16 protein-coding genes are annotated in these 18,610 nt (G+C 65.5%); 6 read left to right on the top strand and 10 right to left on the bottom strand.

Features of this window, described 5'->3' with window-relative positions:
- Positions 1 to 135: 135 nt before the first annotated feature.
- On the bottom strand, positions 136 to 363 hold the full coding sequence (gene rpmE / locus JQ632_RS31420) for a 50S ribosomal protein L31 (protein WP_212406534.1): 228 nt from the start codon (positions 361 to 363) through the stop codon (positions 136 to 138).
- Positions 364 to 565: 202 nt separating this feature from the next.
- On the opposite strand from rpmE, the gene JQ632_RS31415 reads away from it, so the two are divergent.
- A complete protein-coding gene (locus JQ632_RS31415) occupies positions 566 to 2,416 on the top strand; it encodes an ABC transporter ATP-binding protein/permease (protein ID WP_212406533.1) in 1,851 nt (616 codons plus the stop codon).
- Positions 2,417 to 2,424: 8 nt separating this feature from the next.
- Here JQ632_RS31415 and JQ632_RS31410 read toward each other — a convergent pair whose 3' ends face one another.
- From JQ632_RS31410 to JQ632_RS31400, 3 genes are read right to left on the bottom strand one after another with little or no spacing between them, the layout of a single operon-like run.
- Complete coding sequence (locus JQ632_RS31410; protein WP_212406532.1) at positions 2,425 to 2,868, bottom strand: GNAT family N-acetyltransferase; 444 nt, start codon at positions 2,866 to 2,868, stop codon at positions 2,425 to 2,427.
- Positions 2,868 to 3,896 carry a peptidoglycan -binding protein gene (locus tag JQ632_RS31405; RefSeq protein WP_212406531.1) on the bottom strand — a complete coding sequence of 343 codons (1,029 nt, stop codon included), beginning with the start codon at positions 3,894 to 3,896 and terminating at the stop codon, positions 2,868 to 2,870. The genes JQ632_RS31410 and JQ632_RS31405 overlap by 1 nt, the downstream gene beginning before the upstream one ends.
- A 24-nt stretch (positions 3,897 to 3,920) precedes the next feature.
- Entirely contained in the window at positions 3,921 to 4,934 is a 1,014-nt protein-coding gene (locus JQ632_RS31400) for a flagellar motor protein MotA (protein ID WP_212406530.1), read from the bottom strand.
- Between the two features lie 188 nt (positions 4,935 to 5,122).
- Between JQ632_RS31400 and JQ632_RS31395 the strand changes: the two genes are divergently transcribed.
- The 5 genes from JQ632_RS31395 (at position 5,123) to JQ632_RS31375 (ending at position 12,224) form a co-directional block, all read left to right on the top strand.
- A complete protein-coding gene (locus JQ632_RS31395; RefSeq protein WP_212406529.1) occupies positions 5,123 to 5,947 on the top strand; it encodes a DUF1295 domain-containing protein in 825 nt (274 codons plus the stop codon).
- A complete protein-coding gene (locus tag JQ632_RS31390) occupies positions 5,944 to 6,972 on the top strand; it encodes a cyclopropane-fatty-acyl-phospholipid synthase family protein (RefSeq protein ID WP_212406528.1) in 1,029 nt (342 codons plus the stop codon). The genes JQ632_RS31395 and JQ632_RS31390 overlap by 4 nt, the downstream gene beginning before the upstream one ends.
- A 140-nt stretch (positions 6,973 to 7,112) precedes the next feature.
- The gene (locus JQ632_RS31385) at positions 7,113 to 7,562 is read left to right on the top strand and encodes a GNAT family N-acetyltransferase (RefSeq protein ID WP_212406527.1); all 450 of its coding nucleotides are present in this window, start codon (positions 7,113 to 7,115) and stop codon (positions 7,560 to 7,562) included.
- Between the two features lie 318 nt (positions 7,563 to 7,880).
- Entirely contained in the window at positions 7,881 to 9,068 is a 1,188-nt protein-coding gene (locus tag JQ632_RS31380; protein ID WP_212406526.1) for an efflux RND transporter periplasmic adaptor subunit, read from the top strand.
- Between the two features lie 6 nt (positions 9,069 to 9,074).
- On the top strand, positions 9,075 to 12,224 hold the full coding sequence (locus JQ632_RS31375; protein ID WP_212406525.1) for a multidrug efflux RND transporter permease subunit: 3,150 nt from the start codon (positions 9,075 to 9,077) through the stop codon (positions 12,222 to 12,224).
- Positions 12,225 to 12,358: 134 nt separating this feature from the next.
- Here JQ632_RS31375 and JQ632_RS31370 read toward each other — a convergent pair whose 3' ends face one another.
- From JQ632_RS31370 to JQ632_RS31345, 6 genes are all read right to left on the bottom strand, one after another.
- A complete protein-coding gene (locus JQ632_RS31370) occupies positions 12,359 to 13,153 on the bottom strand; it encodes an inositol monophosphatase family protein (RefSeq protein WP_212406524.1) in 795 nt (264 codons plus the stop codon).
- Positions 13,154 to 13,238: 85 nt separating this feature from the next.
- A complete protein-coding gene (locus JQ632_RS31365) occupies positions 13,239 to 14,312 on the bottom strand; it encodes a tetratricopeptide repeat protein (RefSeq protein WP_212406523.1) in 1,074 nt (357 codons plus the stop codon).
- A gap of 9 nt (positions 14,313 to 14,321) precedes the next feature.
- On the bottom strand, positions 14,322 to 15,014 hold the full coding sequence (locus JQ632_RS31360; RefSeq protein ID WP_249152667.1) for a thiamine phosphate synthase: 693 nt from the start codon (positions 15,012 to 15,014) through the stop codon (positions 14,322 to 14,324).
- Between the two features lie 2 nt (positions 15,015 to 15,016).
- Positions 15,017 to 16,042, bottom strand: coding sequence for a class I fructose-bisphosphate aldolase (locus JQ632_RS31355; RefSeq protein ID WP_212406521.1), 1,026 nt, complete (start codon positions 16,040 to 16,042; stop codon positions 15,017 to 15,019).
- Positions 16,043 to 16,301: 259 nt separating this feature from the next.
- Positions 16,302 to 17,369 carry a class II fructose-bisphosphate aldolase gene (gene fba, locus JQ632_RS31350; protein ID WP_212406520.1) on the bottom strand — a complete coding sequence of 356 codons (1,068 nt, stop codon included), beginning with the start codon at positions 17,367 to 17,369 and terminating at the stop codon, positions 16,302 to 16,304.
- 38 nt (positions 17,370 to 17,407) lie between these two features.
- Entirely contained in the window at positions 17,408 to 18,604 is a 1,197-nt protein-coding gene (locus tag JQ632_RS31345; RefSeq protein WP_212406519.1) for a phosphoglycerate kinase, read from the bottom strand.
- Between the last annotated feature and the right edge of the window lie 6 nt (positions 18,605 to 18,610).

Genomic DNA, 18,610 nt, shown 5'->3' with positions numbered 1-18,610 from the left:
GCGCTTTGCTAATCCTTCGCCGCCATCAGGCTGGATAGAAGACTTCCACCTCCAAGCTGTCGATCATGCTCGGCACACACAAAAACGCCCCCGGCCGAGCCAGGGGCGTTTTTCGTCTCGGCCTGATAGGGCCGATCAATCCTTCTTGAGGAAGCCCGAGAACTTCTTCTGGAAGCGGGAGACGCGGCCGCCGCGGTCCATGAGCTGCTGGGTGCCGCCGGTCCAGGCCGGGTGCGACTTCGGGTCGATGTCGAGGTGCAGCTTGTCGCCTTCCTTGCCCCAGGTGGACCGGGTCTGGTACTCGGTGCCGTCGGTCATCACGACCGTAATCGTATGATAATTCGGGTGAATTTCGGCTTTCATGGCAATTCCTCGGCGCCCCGGCGCCTCATCTTGAGTGGCTATCGAATGACGGATTTGGGCGGCTCTATACCCCACGAAGCCCCCCAAAACAAGCCGTTGGCGGCCGCTAAAACCGGGGCAGCCCCTAAGGGACATCCCGGATTTGCCACTAATGTTGCACCGGCCTATTGGGTTCGGACCTAGTCCTTTGGGGTCGGAGTTCATGAGCGCTGTGGAACGGCTTGACGAAGGGTTTCGCGACCAGGACGCGACCAAGCCCGCCGAAATCCCGTCGATCGAAGCCGAACTGATCGAGCAGCCGGCGAAAGGCCGGGCGCGGCTGCGTCCGCTGCTCGCGCTTGCGCCCTATGTCGCCCGCTATCGCGGCCGCGCCATGCTCGCCTTCGTTGCGCTGACGATCGCAGCGCTGACGACGCTGCTGGTGCCGGTCGCGGTCCGCCGCATGATCGATTTCGGCCTGACGCCGGAAGGCATCGAACTGATCAACAGCTACTTCTCCGTCATGATCGCGGTCGTCGCGGTGCTCGCGCTGGCGAGCGCCGCGCGTTACTACCTCGTGATGACGATCGGCGAGCGCATCGTCGCCGATCTCAGGCGCGACGTCTTCAGCCATCTGTTGTCGCTGTCGCCAAGATTCTTCGATTCCGCGCGCAGCGGCGAACTGGTCTCGCGGCTCACCGCCGACACCACGCAGATCAAATCCGCGGTCGGCGCCTCCGTCTCGATCGCGCTGCGCAATCTGATGATGTTTTTCGGCGCGGTGGCGATGATGGTGATCACGAGCCCGCGCCTGTCCGGGTTCGTGCTGCTCGCCATTCCCCTGATCGTGCTGCCGCTGGTCGCGTTCGGGCGCTGGGTGCGGCGGCTGTCGCGCAACGCCCAGGACACGCTCGCCGACGCTTCCGCCTATGCCTCCGAGCTGGTCGGTGCGATCCGCACCGTGCAGGCCTATACCAGCGAAGCCTTTGCGCAGCGCCGTTTCGGCGGCGAGGTCGAGCAGGCCTATGAAGCGGCGCGCACCTCGACGCAGGCGCGCGCGGTGCTGACCGCGATCATCATCTTCATCGTGTTCTCCAGCGTGGTCGCAATTCTCTGGATCGGTTCGCATGACGTGTTGATCGGCTCGATCACTCCGGGCCGGCTCGGCCAGTTCGTGCTCTACGCAGCGTTTGCGGCCGCCGGGCTCGGCCAGCTCAGCGAAGTCTGGGGCGAGGTCTCGGCGGCTTCAGGCGCAGCCGAACGGCTGTTCGAGATTCTGCACGTGCAGCCCGAGATCACCACGCCGGCGGCGCCGCTTGCATTGCCGACGCCTGCGCGCGGCGAGGTCGGCTTTGACAAGGTGAGTTTTGCCTATCCGGCGCGGCCCGACGTCAACGTGCTCGATGCCGTCTCGCTCGCGGTGCGCCCCGGCGAGAAGCTCGCGATCGTCGGCCCCTCCGGCGCCGGCAAGAGCACGCTGTTCCATCTGCTGTTGCGCTTCTACGATCCGAAGACGGGGGCGGTCTCGCTCGACGGCGTTCCGGTCAAGTCAGTCGATCCGCGGGACTTGCGCGCCCGCATCGCGCTGGTGCCGCAGGAATCCGTGGTGTTCGCCGCGACCGCGCGCGAAAACATCCGCTTTGGCCGGCCCGATGCGACCGATGCCGAGGTCGAGCGCGCCGCCGAGCTCGCGCACGCCGCCGAGTTCATCCGCCGCCTGCCCGAAGGTTTTGAAGCCCCGCTCGGCGAGCGCGGCGTGACGCTGTCCGGCGGCCAGCGCCAGCGCATCGCGATCGCGCGGGCGATTTTGCGCGACGCGCCGCTCCTGCTGCTCGACGAGGCGACCTCGTCGCTGGATGCAGAAAGCGAGACGCTGGTGCAGACCGCGCTGGAAGAGCTGATGAGTCATCGCACCACTATCGTGATCGCCCACCGCCTCGCCACGGTTCTCTCCTGCGACCGCATCCTGGTGATGGACCAGGGCAAAATCGTCGAGCAGGGCACGCATGCGGAGCTGGTTGCGGCCAACGGCCTCTATGCGCGGCTGGCAAGGCTGCAGTTCGAGGGGGCGTGAGGGCGCCGCTACGGCTTCCACGCCATCTTCAGCACCGGCCGCCCCGACGTCGGATTGACGTCATCACCCGCATGCACAAAGCCGTTGCGCTCGTAGAAGCGGATGGCGCGGGCGTTGTCCTTGTTGACGAGCAGCGTGACGCCGCTGGGCGAGAGGCGTTTTGCCTCGTCCACCAGCAGCCGCGCGGCGTCGGAGCCCCAATGGTCCGGCGAAACCACGAGCTGGTCGAGATAGCCTTCGCCATCGATGGTGACGAAGCCGATCAGCGCGCCGTCCAGCTCCGCGACCGCGATCTCGGCCTTCGGCACCAGCTCCTTGCGCCAGCGCTCGCGCCACCAGTCGAGCCGCGCCGCGAAATCGATCTGCGGATAGGCCTGCTGCCAGGTGCGATGCCAGACGTCGATTGCAGCCGCCTCGTCGGAAGCCGCGTAGGGGCGGATGGTTGGGGGCACTACCGTTCCGTCAGCTTCAGCTCGATGCGGCGGTTGCGCTTGTAGGCTTCTTCGGTGTTGCCGGTATCGAGCGGCTGGAATTCACCAAAGCCGGCGGCGACCAGGCGCTGCGCGGGCACGCCGAGCGAGACCAGGTACTGCACCACCGAGATCGCGCGCGCCGCCGACAGGTCCCAGTTCGACTTGAAGTTTATGCCGGTGACGGGGCGGACATCGGTGTGGCCGTCGACGCGCAGCACCCAGGCGATCTCGGCCGGGATCTTCTTGTCGAGCTCGATCAGGGCGGTGGCGAGCGTGTCGAGCTCGGCGCGGCCCTCGGGCAACAGCGTGGCCTGCCCCGTGTCGAAGAACACTTCGGACTGGAACACGAAGCGGTCGCCGACGATGCGGATGTCCGGCCGGTTGCCGAGGATGGCGCGCAGGCGGCCGAAGAACTCCGAGCGATAGCGCGACAATTCCTGCACCCGCTGCGCCAGAGCAACATTGAGGCGAGAACCCAGATCGGCGATCCGGCTCTGCGATTCCTTGTCGCGCTTCTCCGACGCATTGAGCGCCTCTTCCAGCGCTGCGAGTTGCCGCCGCAGCGCGCTGATCTGCTGGTTCAGCACCTCGATCTGCGCCAGCGCCCGCGCCGACACCGCCTTCTCGGAATCCAGCGCCTTGTTCAGCTCGCTTGCCTTGCCTTGCGCGTCGTTGCCGGCGCTCGCAAGTCCTTCGTAGAGGCCCTTCAGGCGGTCGCGCTCGCTTTCAGCCGTAACGAGTCCGGCCTTGAGTTGCGAGACCTGGTCGTCGAGCGAGAGCTTGCCGAGCTTTTCCAGCGACAGCATTTCGGTGAGCTGCGCGATCCTGGCGTTGAGCGCCTCCAGTGCCTTGTCCTTGCCGGTGACTTCCTGCGACAGGAAGAACTGCACGACCAGGAACACCGAGAGCAGGAACACGATCGACAGCACCAGCGTCGACAGCGCGTCGACGAATCCGGGCCAGTAGTTGAAGGGGCCATCGCTGCGGCGGGTGCGGGCAAGAGCCATGGTGGCCTCTCAAATTCTAGCTGTTCAACTCTTCTCGGGCTGGCGCGCGAGGCGCTCCAGCAGGCGCCGGATCTCCCGGTTCTGCTCGCCCTGGCCGTCGGCCCATTCGCGGATCATCTGCTGCTCGGTCCGCATGTGCTGGACCAGGGCCTGGATGGCTTCCGCAAGGTTCGCCATCGCCGCCGTCGTGCCGCGGCTGGCGCTGCCCTCTTCGAGCACCCCGCGCAGCCGTTCGACCGCCGCCTGCAGCTCGCCGCTGGCGACGCCGGCCCCGCCACCGGTCGCCTCGCCGCGGCCATATTCGCGCACGGTGGTGGCGAGCCAGTCCTCGAGGTCGGTGTAGAAGCGGTTTTGCGCCTGGCTCGACTGCAGGTCGAGGAAGCCGAGGATCAGCGAGCCGGCGAGGCCGAACAGCGAGCTCGAGAACGAAATGCCCATGCCGCCGAGTGGGGCGGCGAGGCCTTCCTTCAGTGTGTCGAACAGCGCGCCGGCATCGCCGCCGACCTTCAATCCGTCGATCACCTTGCCGACCGAGCCGACCGTCTCGATCAGGCCCCAGAACGTGCCGAGCAGGCCGAGAAAGACCAGCAGCCCCGTCATGTAGCGCGAGATGTCGCGGGCCTCATCGAGGCGGGTCGCGATGGAATCGAGCAGGTGCCGCATGGTCGTCTGCGAGATCGACATCCGTCCCGAGCGCTCGCCGCCGAGGATCGCCGCCATCGGCGCCAGCAGCTTTGGGTGGCGGGCCGGCGCCAGGCCGGGATCGGCAATGCGGAAATTATTGACCCAGGAGACCTCGGGATAGAGCCGGATCACCTGCCGGAAGGCCAGGATGATGCCGATGAACAGCACGCCCCCGATCAGGGCGTTGAGGCCCGGATTGGCGAAGAAGGCGACGATGATCTGCTTGTAGAGCACCACCCCCACCAGCGAGCAGAGCACCAGGAAGACCAGCATCCGGACCAGGAACACACTGGGCGACGACAATTTTGTGAGCTCGATCTCCATGGTGGAGCGGGGCGAAGTCCCAGGCGGCATGGCCGATATCATCCATTGCGAAGCGTCAGGCGGGCGTTTTGGCACTATGGCACAGCGCCAGCCGGAAAAAAGCGGCGAGGTTACCGAATTCCCGGGAGGGCGGGGAACCCAAAGCTGAAACCGGGCTTTTGAAGCTTACGTATTTTGCAAAACTTCGGCGTTTCACAGGCTTAGGTCGGAATTTTTGCATGACGACGTATCTCGGTGCTCTCGCCTTGATCGCGGTGTCACTGGCCGCCTTGATGGCGGTCGCCTGGGTCGTGCGGGAGCGGACCGGCAATTCGGGCTGGGTGGACACCATCTGGACCTTCGCGGTCGGCCTGGTCGGCGCGGGCAGCGCCCTGTGGCCGATCGCGGGTGAGGGGCCCAATGCGCGGCAATGGCTGGTCGCGAGCCTGGTGGCGCTGTGGTCGCTCCGGCTCGGCACCCACATCGCGATCCGCACCTCAGGCATCACCGACGACCCGCGTTATGCTGCCTTCGCCAGCGAGTGGGGCCTCAATGCGCCGCGGCGGATGTTCATCTTCCTGCAGAACCAGGCGCTCGGCTCGGTGCCGCCAGTGTTTGCGATCTTCGTCGCCGCGCACGTCCCAGAGCCCGCCTTGCGCGTTCAGGATTTCTTGGGCGCTGCGATCCTGCTCACCGGCATTTTTGGTGAGGCGGTGGCGGACGCGCAGCTCGCGCGCTTCAGGCACGAACCCTCCAACAAGGGCCGCGTCTGCGATGTCGGCCTGTGGCGCTGGTCGCGGCACCCCAACTACTTCTTCGAATGGCTGTCCTGGCTCGCCTATCCCGTCATCGCGCTGTCGGCCGGGTATGCCTGGGGCTGGGCGAGCTGGCTGGCGCCAATCTTCATGTACTGGATCCTGGTGCACGTGACGGGCATCCCGCCGCTGGAGGCGCATATGCTGCGCTCGCGCGGCGAGCGCTACCGCGCCTATCAGGCGCAAACCAGCATGTTCTTTCCTTTGCCACCCAGAACCTTACCACCCAAGGAGGGAGTAGCCGTATGAGCGTCGTCTCCACGATCATCGGGACTGCCGAACGCGTGCCGTTGCCGGATCTGGTGATCCGCGCGGCGATCCAGCGTCTGTGCTCGCGCACCGCGACGCGCCTGTCGGCCGGCAGTGCGGCCGGTGACGCCACCTTCGCGGGCGCGATGATGCTGCGGCCGATCGCCGAGCATGCCGATGACGCCAACACCCAGCACTACGAGGTGCCCGCTTCCTTCTTCGCCGACGTGCTCGGTCCCAACCGCAAATACTCGTCCTGCTTCTACCGGACGGATGCGACCACGCTCCAGGAGGCCGAGGAGGAGGCGCTGCGCCAGACCGTCGAGCACGCTGACCTGGCCGACGGGCAGAGCATTCTCGAGCTTGGCTGCGGCTGGGGCTCGTTGTCGCTGTGGATGGCGCGGCTGTTCCCGCAGGCGCAGATCCTCGCGGTGTCGAACTCGCATTCGCAGCGCGACTATGTCGAGGAGGAGGCGCGGCTGCGCGGCCTGAAGAATCTGCGGGTCGTCACCGCAGACATGAACGTGTTCGCGCCAGACGGCCAGTTCGACCGCATCGTGTCGGTGGAGATGTTCGAGCACATGATGAACTGGCGCAAGCTGATGACGCGCGTGCGTTCATGGCTCAATCCGGACGGCCGCTTCTTCATGCACATTTTTACCCATCGCGCCGGCTCCTATCTGTTCGACCGGGCCGACCGCGAAGACTGGATCGCGCAACATTTCTTCACCGGCGGCGTGATGCCGAGCCATCATCTCGTCCGGCAATATGCCGATCTCTTCGAGATCGAGAAGGAATGGTGCTGGAGCGGCACGCATTACCAGCGCACCGCAAACGACTGGCTCGCCAATTTCGACGCGCGCCGCGACCGCATCGAGGCCACCTTGCGCGAGGTCTATGGCAACGACACCGCGCTATGGATGCGGCGCTGGCGCTGGTTCTTCCTCGCCACGTCGGGCCTGTTCGGCTACGCCGACGGAACCGAGTGGAGCGTCAGCCACTACCGGATGAAGGCTGCGGGCTAGAGGCGCCGATTGGCGCGACACCAGACGCTGTTCACTTTTCGCGAAAGGCTCCTGGTACGCGTCCGGGCCAGCGGATCGACCTGAATCGGGAGGGCCGCTATGCTCGATGCCCTACGGGCGCGACATGACGGGCTTTTCCAATGAATCTGACTTTCTCTCCCACCACGCAGTCCGACGCTGATCTTCTGGTGGCCATTCGCATTGCCGCGATGCGCGAGAGCTTGGAGCGTGTCGGACGCTTTGATCCACAGCGTGCGCGGGATCGTTTCTTGGCGTCCTTTGACCCGGTGCTGTGCCGCTTCATCGAAGCCGATAGTGTCCGAGTAGGCTTTGTCTTGGTTCGTCCCCAGCCGGACCACTGGCATCTGGACCACCTGTACATCGTGCCCGAACATCAGGGAAAGGGAATCGGAGCAGCGGTGCTTCGACAGATATTCGCAGAAGCGGATTCGCAACGCATGTCTATCCGGCTAGGTGCATTGCGTGGCAGCGAATCGAACCGCTTCTATCAACGACACGGCTTCCAGCAGATGGACGAAGCGGAGTGGGACATTTACTACATGCGCCAACCGAGTTTCATGAACGAATAGGAAGAAATGCTCCGAAGGAGTTTCATAAACGTCCTCGGAAGCTGAATTCATCTGCCGGCCTTCATGAAGGCATGCTCTCCCAATTGCGTTGTTCTGTCGCAGCACCCCAGATGGAACCGGACTCACAATCCGGTGAGTCCGGAAAAAGGTCCTACACTCAGTGCGATAGCTTCTGTGACATTGGGCCGCCCACGTTGCGCGTTGCATCGCAATAGTACCGACCTATTTTGGCGCTGTGGGCCGCACGGAATCGCCTGGAAAGGCATGCCGTGGGGAGTGTTATTCTGTTTGCAACAACCATCGGGGGCAATCCACTCCATGTCAGGACTTCGTGCGCGATTGGCATGCGTCGCAGTGATGCTCGCGGCCTTTGCGCCGCTCCTTGCGGGCTGTGACGAATCCATTTCCGCAACATCAGCCGCGCAAGCCCCCGAGCCCGATGTCAGCATCGTCGTCGTCAAACCGCAGCCGCGCGCCGTGGTGCGCGAATTGCCCGGCCGCATCGCGCCGACGCGCGTTGCCGATGTGCGGCCGCGCGTGTCCGGGATCGTGGTCGAGCGCCTGTTCCGCCAGGGCAGCGAGGTCAAGGCCGGCGAGCCGCTCTATCGCATCGATCCGCGTCCGTTCGAAGTCGAGGTGATGGCGAACGAGGCCGCGGTCGCCAAGGCCGAGGCCGTGCTTCAGCAGGCCCAGCAGCAGGCGCGCCGCGTCGCCCTGCTCACCAGCCAGCGCGCCGCGCCCGAAGCCGAGAACGAGAAGGCGGTCGCGGGCGAGCGCCAGGCCCATGCCGAGGTCGAGGGCCGCAAGGCGGACCTCGCGCGCGCAAAGCTCAATCTCGATTACGCGACCGTGCGGGCGCCGATCGACGGCGTGGTCGGCGCCGCGCTGGTCAGCGAAGGCGCGCTGGTCGTGCAGAACGAGACCAACCTCGCCACCGTCCAGCAACTTGATCCGATCTACGCCGACTTCACCCAGTCGGTGAACGAGATGAATCAGCTCCGCCGCGCCTTCGAGAGCGGCGATCTCGAACGCATCGATGCCGATGCCGCAAAAGTGCGCCTCGTGCTCGACGACAACTCGCTCTATTCGCTCAACGGCAAGCTCCTGTTCTCCGAGGCCAAGGTCGACGCCCATACGGGCCAAGTGACTCTGCGCGGCGAGTTCCGTAACCCGAAGCGCGAACTGCTGCCGGGCATGTATGTCCGTGTCCGCATCGACCAGGGCCTCGATTCCGACGCTATCGCGGTGCCGCAGCAGGCGATCCAGCGCAATGGCGGCGGCGGCAGCGAGGTGTTCGTCGTCAAGGACGACAACCGCATCGCCGTGCAGCCGGTGCGCACCGGCCAGGTGCAGGATGGCTATTGGTTCGTCACCGACGGCCTGAAGGCCGGCGACAAGGTCGTGGTCGAAGGGTTCCAGAAGTTCGCGGCCGGCGACAGGGTCAAGCCGCAGTCCTGGGCTGAGGCCGACGCAGCTGATACTCAGCACGCGCAAGCAGTGCGGTAACAGGCCATGCCGAGCTTCTTCATCGACAGGCCGATCTTCGCCTGGGTCGTCGCGCTGTTCATCTGCTTGATCGGCGCGATCTCGGTTCCGCTGCTGCCGATCGCGCAATATCCGATCATCGCGCCGCCCTCGATCTCGATCTCGACCAGCTACCCCGGCGCCTCGCCGGAAAACCTCTACAACAGCGTGACGCGGCTGATCGAGGAGGAGTTGAACGGCGCCTCCGGCATCCTCAACTTCGAATCGACCAGCGATTCGCTCGGCCAGGTCGAGATCATCGCCAATTTCGTGCCGGGCACCTCCACCAACGACGCCTCCGTCGAGGTGCAGAACCGCATCAAGCGCGTCGAGGCGCGCCTGCCGCGCGCGGTGATCCAGCAGGGCATCCTGATCGAGGAAGCCTCGAGCGCAGTGCTCCAGATCATCACCCTGAATTCGACCGACGGCAGCCTCGATGAGGTCGGGCTCGGCGACTTCATGATCCGCAACGTGCTCGGCGAGATCCGCCGCATTCCCGGCGTCGGCCGCGCCACGCTGTATTCGACCGAACGATCTTTGCGCGTCTGGATCGATCCCGCAAAGCTTGTCGGCTACGGGATGACGGTCGACGACGTCAACAAAGCGATCACCGCCCAGAACGCGCAGGTCGCCTCCGGCAGCATCGGCGCGGAGCCGTCGACCAAGGACCAGCGCGTCTCGGCACTTGTGCTGGTCAAGGGGCAGCTTGCCTCGCCGGACGAGTTCGGAGCCATCACCCTGCGCGCCAACGCCGACGGTTCGACCGTTCGCCTGCGCGACGTCGCGCGCGTCGAGGTCGGCGGCCTCAGCTATCAGTTCAACACGCGCCTCAACGGCAAGCCGACCGCGGGCCTGTCGGTGCTGATGTCTCCGACCGGCAACGCGCTTGCGACTGCGAGCGCGGTGGAAGCCAAGATGAAGGAGCTGTCGCGCTTCTTCCCGGCCAACATCACCTACGAGATCCCCTACAACATCACGCCGGTGGTGGAAGCGTCGATCAAGAAGGTGCTGATGACGCTGGTCGAGGCCGTCGTGCTGGTGTTCGTGGTGATGTTCCTGTTCCTGCAGAACATCCGCTACACCATCATCCCGACCATCGTCGTGCCGGTGGCGCTCTTGGGCGCCTGCAGCACGCTGCTGCTCGCCGGCTACTCCATCAACATGCTCTCCATGTTCGGCATGGTGCTCGCGGTCGGCATCCTCGTCGACGACGCCATCGTCGTGGTCGAGAACGTCGAGCGCATCATGGCGGAGGAGGGCCTGCCGCCGAAGGAGGCGACGCGCAAGGCGATGTCGCAGATCACCGGCGCCATCATCGGCATCACGCTGGTGCTGATGGCGGTGTTCGTGCCGATGGCGTTCTTCCCCGGCTCGGTCGGCATCATCTATCGCCAGTTCTCCGTCACCATGGTTGCCGCGATCGGCTTCTCCGCGTTCCTCGCGCTGTCGCTGACCCCTGCGCTGTGCGCGACGCTGCTCAAGCCGGTCGCGGCCGGTCACGGCCACGCCAAGAGGGGCGTGTTCGGCTGGTTCAACCGCATGCTCGAAGGCGGCAAGGAGGGCTATTCCAAAACCGTCGGCTTCTCGCTGAAGCGCACGGGACGCCTGATGCTGGTCTATGCGGCGCTGCTGGTCGGCCTCTCCTGGGGCTTTGTCAGCCTGCCCGGTGGCTTCCTGCCGATCGACGACCAGGGCTTCATCACCACCGACGTGCAGACGCCATCGGATTCGTCCTATCCGCGCACCGAAGCCGTGATCGAGAAGGTCGAGAAATATCTGTTGCAGAAGCCGGGAGTCGACGAGGTCACCTTCCTCACCGGCTTCAGCTTCTCCGGCCAGGGCATGAACACCGCGCAGGCCTTCATCACGCTGAAGGACTGGTCGGAGCGCGGCCCGAAAGAATCGGCAGCCGCGATCGTCAATGACATCAACCGCGACCTCGCCTCGATCCGCGATGCCAAGATCACGGCGCTGCAGCCGCCGCCGATCGACAATCTCGGCAACTCCTCCGGCTTCAGCTTCCGCCTGCAGGACCGCGGCCAGAAGGGCTATCCCGCCTTGATGCGTGCCGCCGACCAGTTGATTTCGCAAGCGAATGCGAGCCCGGTGCTGCAGAAAGTCTACATCGAAGGCCTGCCCGAGGCGCCGCAGGTCAATCTCATGATCGACCGCGAAAAGGCCGGCGCCTTCGGCGTCACCTTCGAGGACATCAACAACACGATCTCGACCAATCTCGGCTCGAACTACATCAACGACTTCCCGAACCGCGGGCGCATGCAGCGCGTGGTGGTGCAGGCCGACCGCGCCGACCGCATGCGCACCGAGGACATCCTCAACTACAACGTCAAGAACAGCCGCGGCCAGCTCGTGCCGTTTTCGTCCTTCGCAACCGTCGAATGGTCGCGCGGTCCGACGCAGATCGCCGGCTTCAACTATTATCCGGCGGTGCGCATCTCTGGCGAGGCCAAGCCCGGCTACACTTCGGGCGACGCGATCGCCGAGATGGAGCGGCTCGCCGGCCGCCTGCCGCGCGGGTTCGGCTATGAATGGACCGGGCAGTCGCTGCAGGAAAAATTGTCGGGCTCGCAGGCGCCGTTCCTGCTGGCGCTGTCGATCTTCGTCGTATTCCTGTGCCTGGCCGCGCTCTACGAGAGCTGGACCATTCCGCTCGCGGTGCTGCTCACCGTGCCGCTCGGCGTCACCGGCGCGGTCATCGCGGCGATGCTGCGCGGCTTGCCGAACGACGTCTATTTCACTGTCGGCCTCATCACCATCATCGGCCTTGCGGCCAAGGACGCGATTTTGATCATCGAGTTCGCCAAGGACCTGCGCAAAGAAGGCAAGCCGCTGCTGGAGGCCACCATCGAAGCCTGCCGCCTGCGCTTCCGTCCGATCCTGATGACCGGCCTCGCCTTCATCTGCGGCGTGCTGCCGATGGCGATCGCGCATGGCGCCGGCGGCGCCAGCCAGCAATCGCTCGGCACCACCGTGATGGGCGGCATGATCGCGGTCGTCATCCTGGCGCTGCTGATGGTGCCGGTGTTCTTCGTCTCCGTGCAGCGCGTGCTGGCGGGAGACCGGGAGCCGAAGGCGGAAGCGGAGATGCATGGCCCGCCGGCGCCGGTGAAGCCGACGTAATCTCCTCGTCATTCCGGGGCGCGCGATAGCGCGAGCCCGGAATCCATTGGGCCGCGATCACCGCGGATGAATGGATTCCGGGCCCGCGCCAAAAGAGGTGCGTCCCGGAATGACAGTGTGGAGGAAGGCGCGCCTTACTTCGCCAGCGGCCGCAGCGTCTTCACCAATTCCCCGTGCACGAACTCGTTGCCGCACACGACGTGGCCCGTGACCAGCGCGTCGCCTGACGTGTCGATGTCGCTCACGGTGCCGCCGGCTTCCTTCACCATGATCTGGCCGGCTGCGATGTCCCAGGGCTGCAGATTGCGTTCCCAATAGCCGTCGAGGCGGCCGGCAGCGACGAAGGCGAGGTCGAGGGAGGCGGCGCCGAAGCGGCGCAGGCCTGCGACCTGGTCCTGGATCGCGGTCATCTCGCGGCGGAAAAGGTCGTGGTCGCCGCGGCCGATATGCGGCAGGCCGCAGGCCACCACGCATTCGTTGAGCTGGCGGCGGCCGGCGACGCGCAGGCGCTGGTCGTTGAGGAAGGCGCCCTTGCCGCGTTCGGCGATGTAGAGCTCGTCATTGGCGGGATTGTAGATCACCCCGGCGATGACGGTGCCCTCGCGCGCGAGCCCGATCGAGATCGCGAATTGCGGGATGCCGTGCAGGAAGTTGGTGGTGCCGTCCAGGGGATCGACGATCCAGGTGTGGCTCTTGTCGGTGCCTTCGCGCGTGCCCCCTTCCTCGCCGATGAAGCCGTAGCCGGGGCGGGCTTTTGCGAGGTCCTGATAGAGGATCTCCTCGGCGCGCTTGTCGGCGAGCGAGACGAAATTGGCCGGGCCCTTCAGCGAAACCTGGAGATGCTCGATCTCGCCGAGATCGCGCTTCAGGCTGCGGCCGGCGCGGCGCGCGGCCTTGACCATGACGTTGATAGTTGCGGAATACAGCATGATTTTCGGTCTTGATTTCAGGGAAGTGGCGCCAAACGGCTTGCTTTAAGGAGATGGGGTGCCCTGCGCTCGGGCCTGCGTCAAGTCATTTGGTCCCGAGCCATTTCTTCGCTGCGGCCTCCGCCTTGGCCCGGTCGTCGGGATTGAGCTCGGTCAATTGCGCATCGAGGTCCGGATCGCCCTTGCCGGCGGTTTTGGCGACCAGATGCCATTTGAAGCCCTCGACCTTGTCGACCGGCGCGCCCATGCCCGTGATGAGGATGCGGGCCAGCCGGTTCTGGGCGATCGGCGAGTTCTGTCGGGCCGCCTTGCGCAGCAACGCCACCGCGGCCGGCGGATTGCGCGGCGTGCCGGTGCCGTTGAACAGTGCAATGGCGTATTCGACCTCGGCATCGACATTGTCGGCCAACGTGGCCGCCTGGAGCAGCCGCACCGCCTTGTCGATATCCTTCTCGACGCCGGTGCCTTCCTTGTAGAACGTCGCAAGCGCGTATTGTGCTTCCGGCAGCCCGGCGTCAGCCGCCTGGCGCAGCAACTCTGCGGAGCGCTTGACGTCCTGCGGCAGTGTCTGTCCGTCGAGATAGAGCAGCGCGAGATTATAGGCGGCCTTGGGCTCGCCGAGCTTCGAGGCGGAGGCCAGCAGCTTCACGGCCTCGCCCTTGTCGATGGGACCGCCGCGGCCGGCGATGCGCAGCATCGCGAGCTCGAGCATCGCCTGACGGTCGCCGGCATCGGAGGCGCGCTTGTACCACTCGGCCGCCTTGGCGTAATCGCGCTTGATGCCGAGCGCGCCCGAATAGAGCTGGCCCAGCATGGTCATGGCCTTGGGATCGCCTCCTTGCGCGCGCGCGGTGGCAAGGTCGAACGCGGTCTTGTACTGGCCGCGCTGGTAGGCGCCGTACACGAGGTCGACGCCGGAACTGTCGGTCGGCGGCGCCGGGATCACCGTCGCTGTTGGCGGTGCGCTCGGCGAGGGCGACGGCTTCGGCGCCGGCGCGGCTTCCTTCTTTTTGGCGGGCGCGGGCGGTTTTGCGGCCTTCGGCTTCTCGGGCGCGGGGCTCGGCGTCGTCGCGGGCGGCGTCAGTGAGATCTGCGCGGCCGCCGGCGCGGTCAGCAGCAGCAGTGCGGACAGGATGGGGATCGAGCGCGGGAGCATCATGGTCGCTGGCTATCCGTGCCCCGCACCGGTCGAGGCGGTCGCATCCGCATAGGCCTTCCTGATCGCCGCGTCGACATCGACCAGCGCAGCTTTTGCTCCGCGCGGATCGGCCCAGATGAAATCGCCGACCAGCACGAAATCCGCGCCTGACGCCGCGAACTCAAAAGCCTCCGCCGACGAGGTGGCAAAGCCGACGCAGGGCGGCTCGAACAGCTCGGCCCACCAGTCGAGTCGTTCCGCGATGGCCGACGTCGACGGGCGCGCGCCTTCCGCGTCGGGCTCGCCGAACAGCACATAGTCCGCGCCCATCTCGCCCGCGCTCATGGAATCGTGCCGCGTGGCAAGCCCGCTGACGCCGGCGATGCGGTCCGGCTTGAGCGATGGCATCGCCTCTTCCAGCGCGGCAAGGCCGGTGAGATGTGCGCCATCGGCGCCGCCGCGCGCGACCAGTTCGACATGACCGTCGAGCAGCAGCGCTGCGCCCGCACTCTGCACCGCCGGCGCCAGCGCCTTCACGCGCGAGATCATGGTGCGCTGGTCGGTCTCCTTGAGCCGCACCAGCACGGCCGCGACATCGGCTGCGGCGAGCAGCGCGGGAAGCTCCGCGACGAGCGAGGCGGGGTCGTCGACCACCGGCGTCGCGAGATAGAGACGCGGTGCGGGGCGCGCAGGAGCGGGCTTGGTCGCAGATTTGCTCGACAAGTCTAGGCCGCCTTCTTTTCCAGGCTGACGTCCCATTTGCCCTGGCTCGCAAGCCCGTTCATGCGCGCGCGATGGGAGAACGCGCGCTGGCCGGCGGCGACATTGTCCGCCTTGCCGGACCACGCCTTCTGTGGCGCGGCCTGCAGGGCACGCCCATAGGAGAAGGTCAGGCCCCAGGGCAGCGGGCCGAGCTTGTTCATGGCGTCGAGATGGGCGGTCGCCTCCTCGTCCGACTGGCCGCCGGAGAGGAAGGCGATGCCGGGTACGGCCGCGGGCACGCAGGCCTTCAGGAGCCGTACGGTCTTCTCCGCGACCTCGGCAACCGACGCCTGCTTTGCGCACTTCTTGCCTGAGACCGCCATGTTGGGTTTCAGCACCATGCCCTCGAGTTCGACGCGCTGGACGCGCAATTCCTGGAAGGTCTTGTTGAGGACGCGGCTCGTCACCTCATAGCAGCGGTCGATGTCGTGATCGCCGTCCATCAGCACTTCCGGCTCGACGATCGGCACGATCTGCGCGGCTTGGCATAGCGCGGCGTAGCGCGCCAGTGCATGGGCGTTGACGCTGATTGCGGTCATCGACGGGATACCGTTGCCGATATCGATCACCGCGCGCCATTTGGCGAAGCGTGCACCGCGCTCAAAATATTTTTTCAGGCGCTCGGCGAGCTTGTCGAGCCCGATGGTGACGAGCTCTCCCGGGCACATCGGCAGGGCCTGCGTGCCTTCGTCGACCTTGATGCCGGGAATCGCACCGCTCTCTTCGATCAGCTTGATGAGCGGCGTGCCGTCCTTCGCGTTCTGCCAGATCGTCTCGTCATAGAGGATGACGCCGGAGATGTGTTGGCTCATGGCTTCCTTGGAGCGAAACAGCATCTCACGGTAGTCGCGCCGGTTGTCCTCGGTCGACTCCACCCCGATCGCGTCAAAACGCTTCTTGATCGTGCCTGAGGATTCGTCGGCCGCAAGAATGCCCTTGCCGGGCTTGACCATGGCGGTCGCGATCCTGTTGAGCTCAGTCAGATTCATCGAGAGGTCCTCCCAAAACGATTCTGCCTTGCCCGGGAAAATAGACCGTTCTCGGGCAATTGCCGAGTTAACGTTCGTCGCAGGGGAGGGAGGGCTGGGCTGGCACCACACCTCTCCCAGAGGGAGAGGTCGGCGCGAAGCGCCGGGTGAGGGGTTTCTCCACAGAGGGACCTGAGCCCCTCACCCGATTTGCTTGCGCAAATCGACCTCTCCCGATGGGGAGAGGTGACCGAGCTTGCGGATGGTGCGGAGAATGCGATCAAGCCACCTTCGGGTCGAGCTCGCCCTTGGCGTAGCGCTTGGCCATTTCGGCTGTCGTCAGGACCCGCTTGAACTTGGAGGCCTGGCCCGCGGTATTGAACTCCTGGAGCCGCTGCTTGCACAGCTTGGTCATGGCTTCCATGGCGGGCTTCAAATATTTGCGCGGATCGAACTCTTCCGGGCTGTCCTTGAGCACTTTCCGGATCTGGCCGGTCATCGCCATGCGGTTGTCGGTGTCGATGTTGATCTTGCGTACGCCGTTCTTGATGCCGCGCTGGATCTCGGCGACCGGCACGCCCCAGGTCGGCTTCATCTTGCCGCCATTGGCGTTGATGATCTCCTGCAGGTCCTGCGGCACCGATGACGAACCATGCATCACAAGATGCGTGTTCGGCAGCTTGCGGTGGATCTCCTCGATCACGTTCATGGCGAGGATGTCGCCGTCCGGCTTGCGGGTGAACTTGTAGGCGCCGTGCGAGGTGCCCATCGCGATCGCGAGCGCGTCGACCCGGGTTTGCCTCACGAACTTCACGGCCTCGTCCGGATTGGTCAGGAGCTGGTCGTGCGACAGCTTGCCTTCGGCGCCGTGGCCGTCTTCCTTGTCGCCCATGCCGGTCTCGAGCGAGCCGAGCACGCCAAGCTCGCCTTCCACCGAGATGCCGCCGAGATGGGCCATCGTGGTCACGGTCTTGGTGACGCCGACATTGTAGTCCCAGTCGCCGGGCGTCTTGCCGTCGGCCTTCAGCGAGCCGTCCATCATGACCGAGGTGAAGCCGGCCTGGATCGCGGTCATGCAGGTCGCGGGCTCGTTGCCGTGGTCGAGATGCACGCAGACCGGGATGTGCGGATAGATCTCGGTCACCGCGTCCATCATGTGCTTGAGCATGACGTCGTTGGCGTAGGAGCGCGCGCCGCGCGAGGCCTGGATGATCACGGGGGCATCGACCTGGTTGGCCGCGTCCATGATCGCCAAGGCCTGCTCCATGTTGTTGATGTTGAAAGCCGGGACGCCGTAGTCGTTCTCCGCCGCATGATCGAGCAATTGACGCAACGTGATCCGAGCCATCTGTATCCTTCTCCCGTTTGGGCCAGTTCGGCCGCTATTTACTTGATGCGCAAGACTTCGACGCCGGGCAGGGGCTTGCCTTCCATCCATTCAAGAAATGCGCCACCGGCCGTCGAAACATAGGTGAAATCGGAAGCCACACCGGCCTGGTTGAGCGCTGCCACCGTGTCGCCGCCGCCGGCGATCGAAATCAGCTTCTTGGCTTTTGTGCGCTCGGCCGCGTGCCGGGCGGCCGCCACGGTGCCGCGGTCGAAGGGCTGCATCTCGAAGGCGCCGACCGGGCCATTCCAGACCAGGGTCGCGGCATCGTCGATCGCGGCATGGATGCGCACGATCGATTGCGGACCGACGTCGAGGATCATGCCGTCGGCGGGGATCGCGTCGAGCCCATAGGCATGCGACGGCGCATTGGCCGCGAAATGATAGGCGACGGTGGCATCGACCGGCAGGATGATGGCGCAGTTGGCGGCCTCGGCCTTCTCCATGATGCGCACCGCGGTCGCGGCGAGGTCCTTCTCGCAGAGCGACTTGCCGACCGCGACGCCCTGGGCGTGCAGGAAGGTGTTGGCCATGCCGCCGCCGATGACGAGCGCATCGACCTTGGTGACGAGGTTTTCCAACAGGTCGATCTTGGTCGAGACCTTGGCGCCGCCGATGATCGCGATGACCGGCTTGGTCGGCGAGCCCAGTGCCTTCTCCAGGGCGTCGAGCTCGGCCTGCATGGTGCGGCCGGCATAGGCGGGCAGCTTGTGGCCGAGGCCCTCGGTGGAGGCATGGGCGCGGTGCGACGCGGAGAACGCGTCGCTGACCCAGAGGTCGCCGAGCTTGGCGAGCTCAGCGACGAAGGCCGGATCGTTCTTTTCCTCTTCCTTGTGGAAGCGGGTGTTTTCCAGGCACAGGATGTCGCCATCGCTCATCGCGGCCACGGCCTTCGCCGCCACCTCGCCGATGCAATCGTCGGCGAAGGCGACCGGCTTGTTCACGACCTTCGACAGCGCTTCGGCAACGGGCCTCAGCGACTCCTTGGGATCGCGTCCCTTGGGCCGGCCGAAATGCGCGAGCAGGATGACCTTGCCGCCCTTGTCCGCAAGCTCGGTAATCGTCGGTGCGACGCGCTCGAGCCGCGTTGCGTCGGTGACGCGTCCGTTCTCCATGGGCACGTTCAGATCGACGCGCAGCAGCACGCGCTTGCCCTTCACATTGACGTCGTCGAGGGTGCGGAACTTTGCGGGCATCGTTCA

The sequence above is a fragment of the Bradyrhizobium liaoningense genome, from assembly GCF_018130955.1.
GTDB classification, from domain to species: Bacteria; Pseudomonadota; Alphaproteobacteria; order Rhizobiales; family Xanthobacteraceae; genus Bradyrhizobium; species Bradyrhizobium liaoningense_C.
This window is presented reverse-complemented; position numbering and strand designations above follow the sequence as displayed.

Excerpts from the sequence above, each read along its gene's own strand:
- rpmE (WP_212406534.1), bottom strand. The coding sequence starts at position 363 with ATGAAAGCCGAAATTCACCCGAATTATCATACGATTACGGTCGTGATG.
- JQ632_RS31380 (WP_212406526.1), top strand. The coding sequence starts at position 7,881 with ATGTCAGGACTTCGTGCGCGATTGGCATGCGTCGCAGTGATGCTCGCG.
- JQ632_RS31395 (WP_212406529.1), top strand. The coding sequence starts at position 5,123 with ATGACGACGTATCTCGGTGCTCTCGCCTTGATCGCGGTGTCACTGGCC.
- JQ632_RS31385 (WP_212406527.1), top strand. The coding sequence starts at position 7,113 with ATGAATCTGACTTTCTCTCCCACCACGCAGTCCGACGCTGATCTTCTG.
- JQ632_RS31345 (WP_212406519.1), bottom strand. The coding sequence starts at position 18,604 with ATGCCCGCAAAGTTCCGCACCCTCGACGACGTCAATGTGAAGGGCAAG.
- JQ632_RS31415 (WP_212406533.1), top strand. The coding sequence starts at position 566 with ATGAGCGCTGTGGAACGGCTTGACGAAGGGTTTCGCGACCAGGACGCG.
- JQ632_RS31365 (WP_212406523.1), bottom strand. The coding sequence starts at position 14,312 with ATGATGCTCCCGCGCTCGATCCCCATCCTGTCCGCACTGCTGCTGCTG.
- JQ632_RS31400 (WP_212406530.1), bottom strand. The coding sequence starts at position 4,934 with ATGCCGCCTGGGACTTCGCCCCGCTCCACCATGGAGATCGAGCTCACA.
- JQ632_RS31405 (WP_212406531.1), bottom strand. The coding sequence starts at position 3,896 with ATGGCTCTTGCCCGCACCCGCCGCAGCGATGGCCCCTTCAACTACTGG.
- JQ632_RS31355 (WP_212406521.1), bottom strand. The coding sequence starts at position 16,042 with ATGAATCTGACTGAGCTCAACAGGATCGCGACCGCCATGGTCAAGCCC.
- JQ632_RS31375 (WP_212406525.1), top strand. The coding sequence starts at position 9,075 with ATGCCGAGCTTCTTCATCGACAGGCCGATCTTCGCCTGGGTCGTCGCG.
- JQ632_RS31370 (WP_212406524.1), bottom strand. The coding sequence starts at position 13,153 with ATGCTGTATTCCGCAACTATCAACGTCATGGTCAAGGCCGCGCGCCGC.
- fba (WP_212406520.1), bottom strand. The coding sequence starts at position 17,369 with ATGGCTCGGATCACGTTGCGTCAATTGCTCGATCATGCGGCGGAGAAC.
- JQ632_RS31390 (WP_212406528.1), top strand. The coding sequence starts at position 5,944 with ATGAGCGTCGTCTCCACGATCATCGGGACTGCCGAACGCGTGCCGTTG.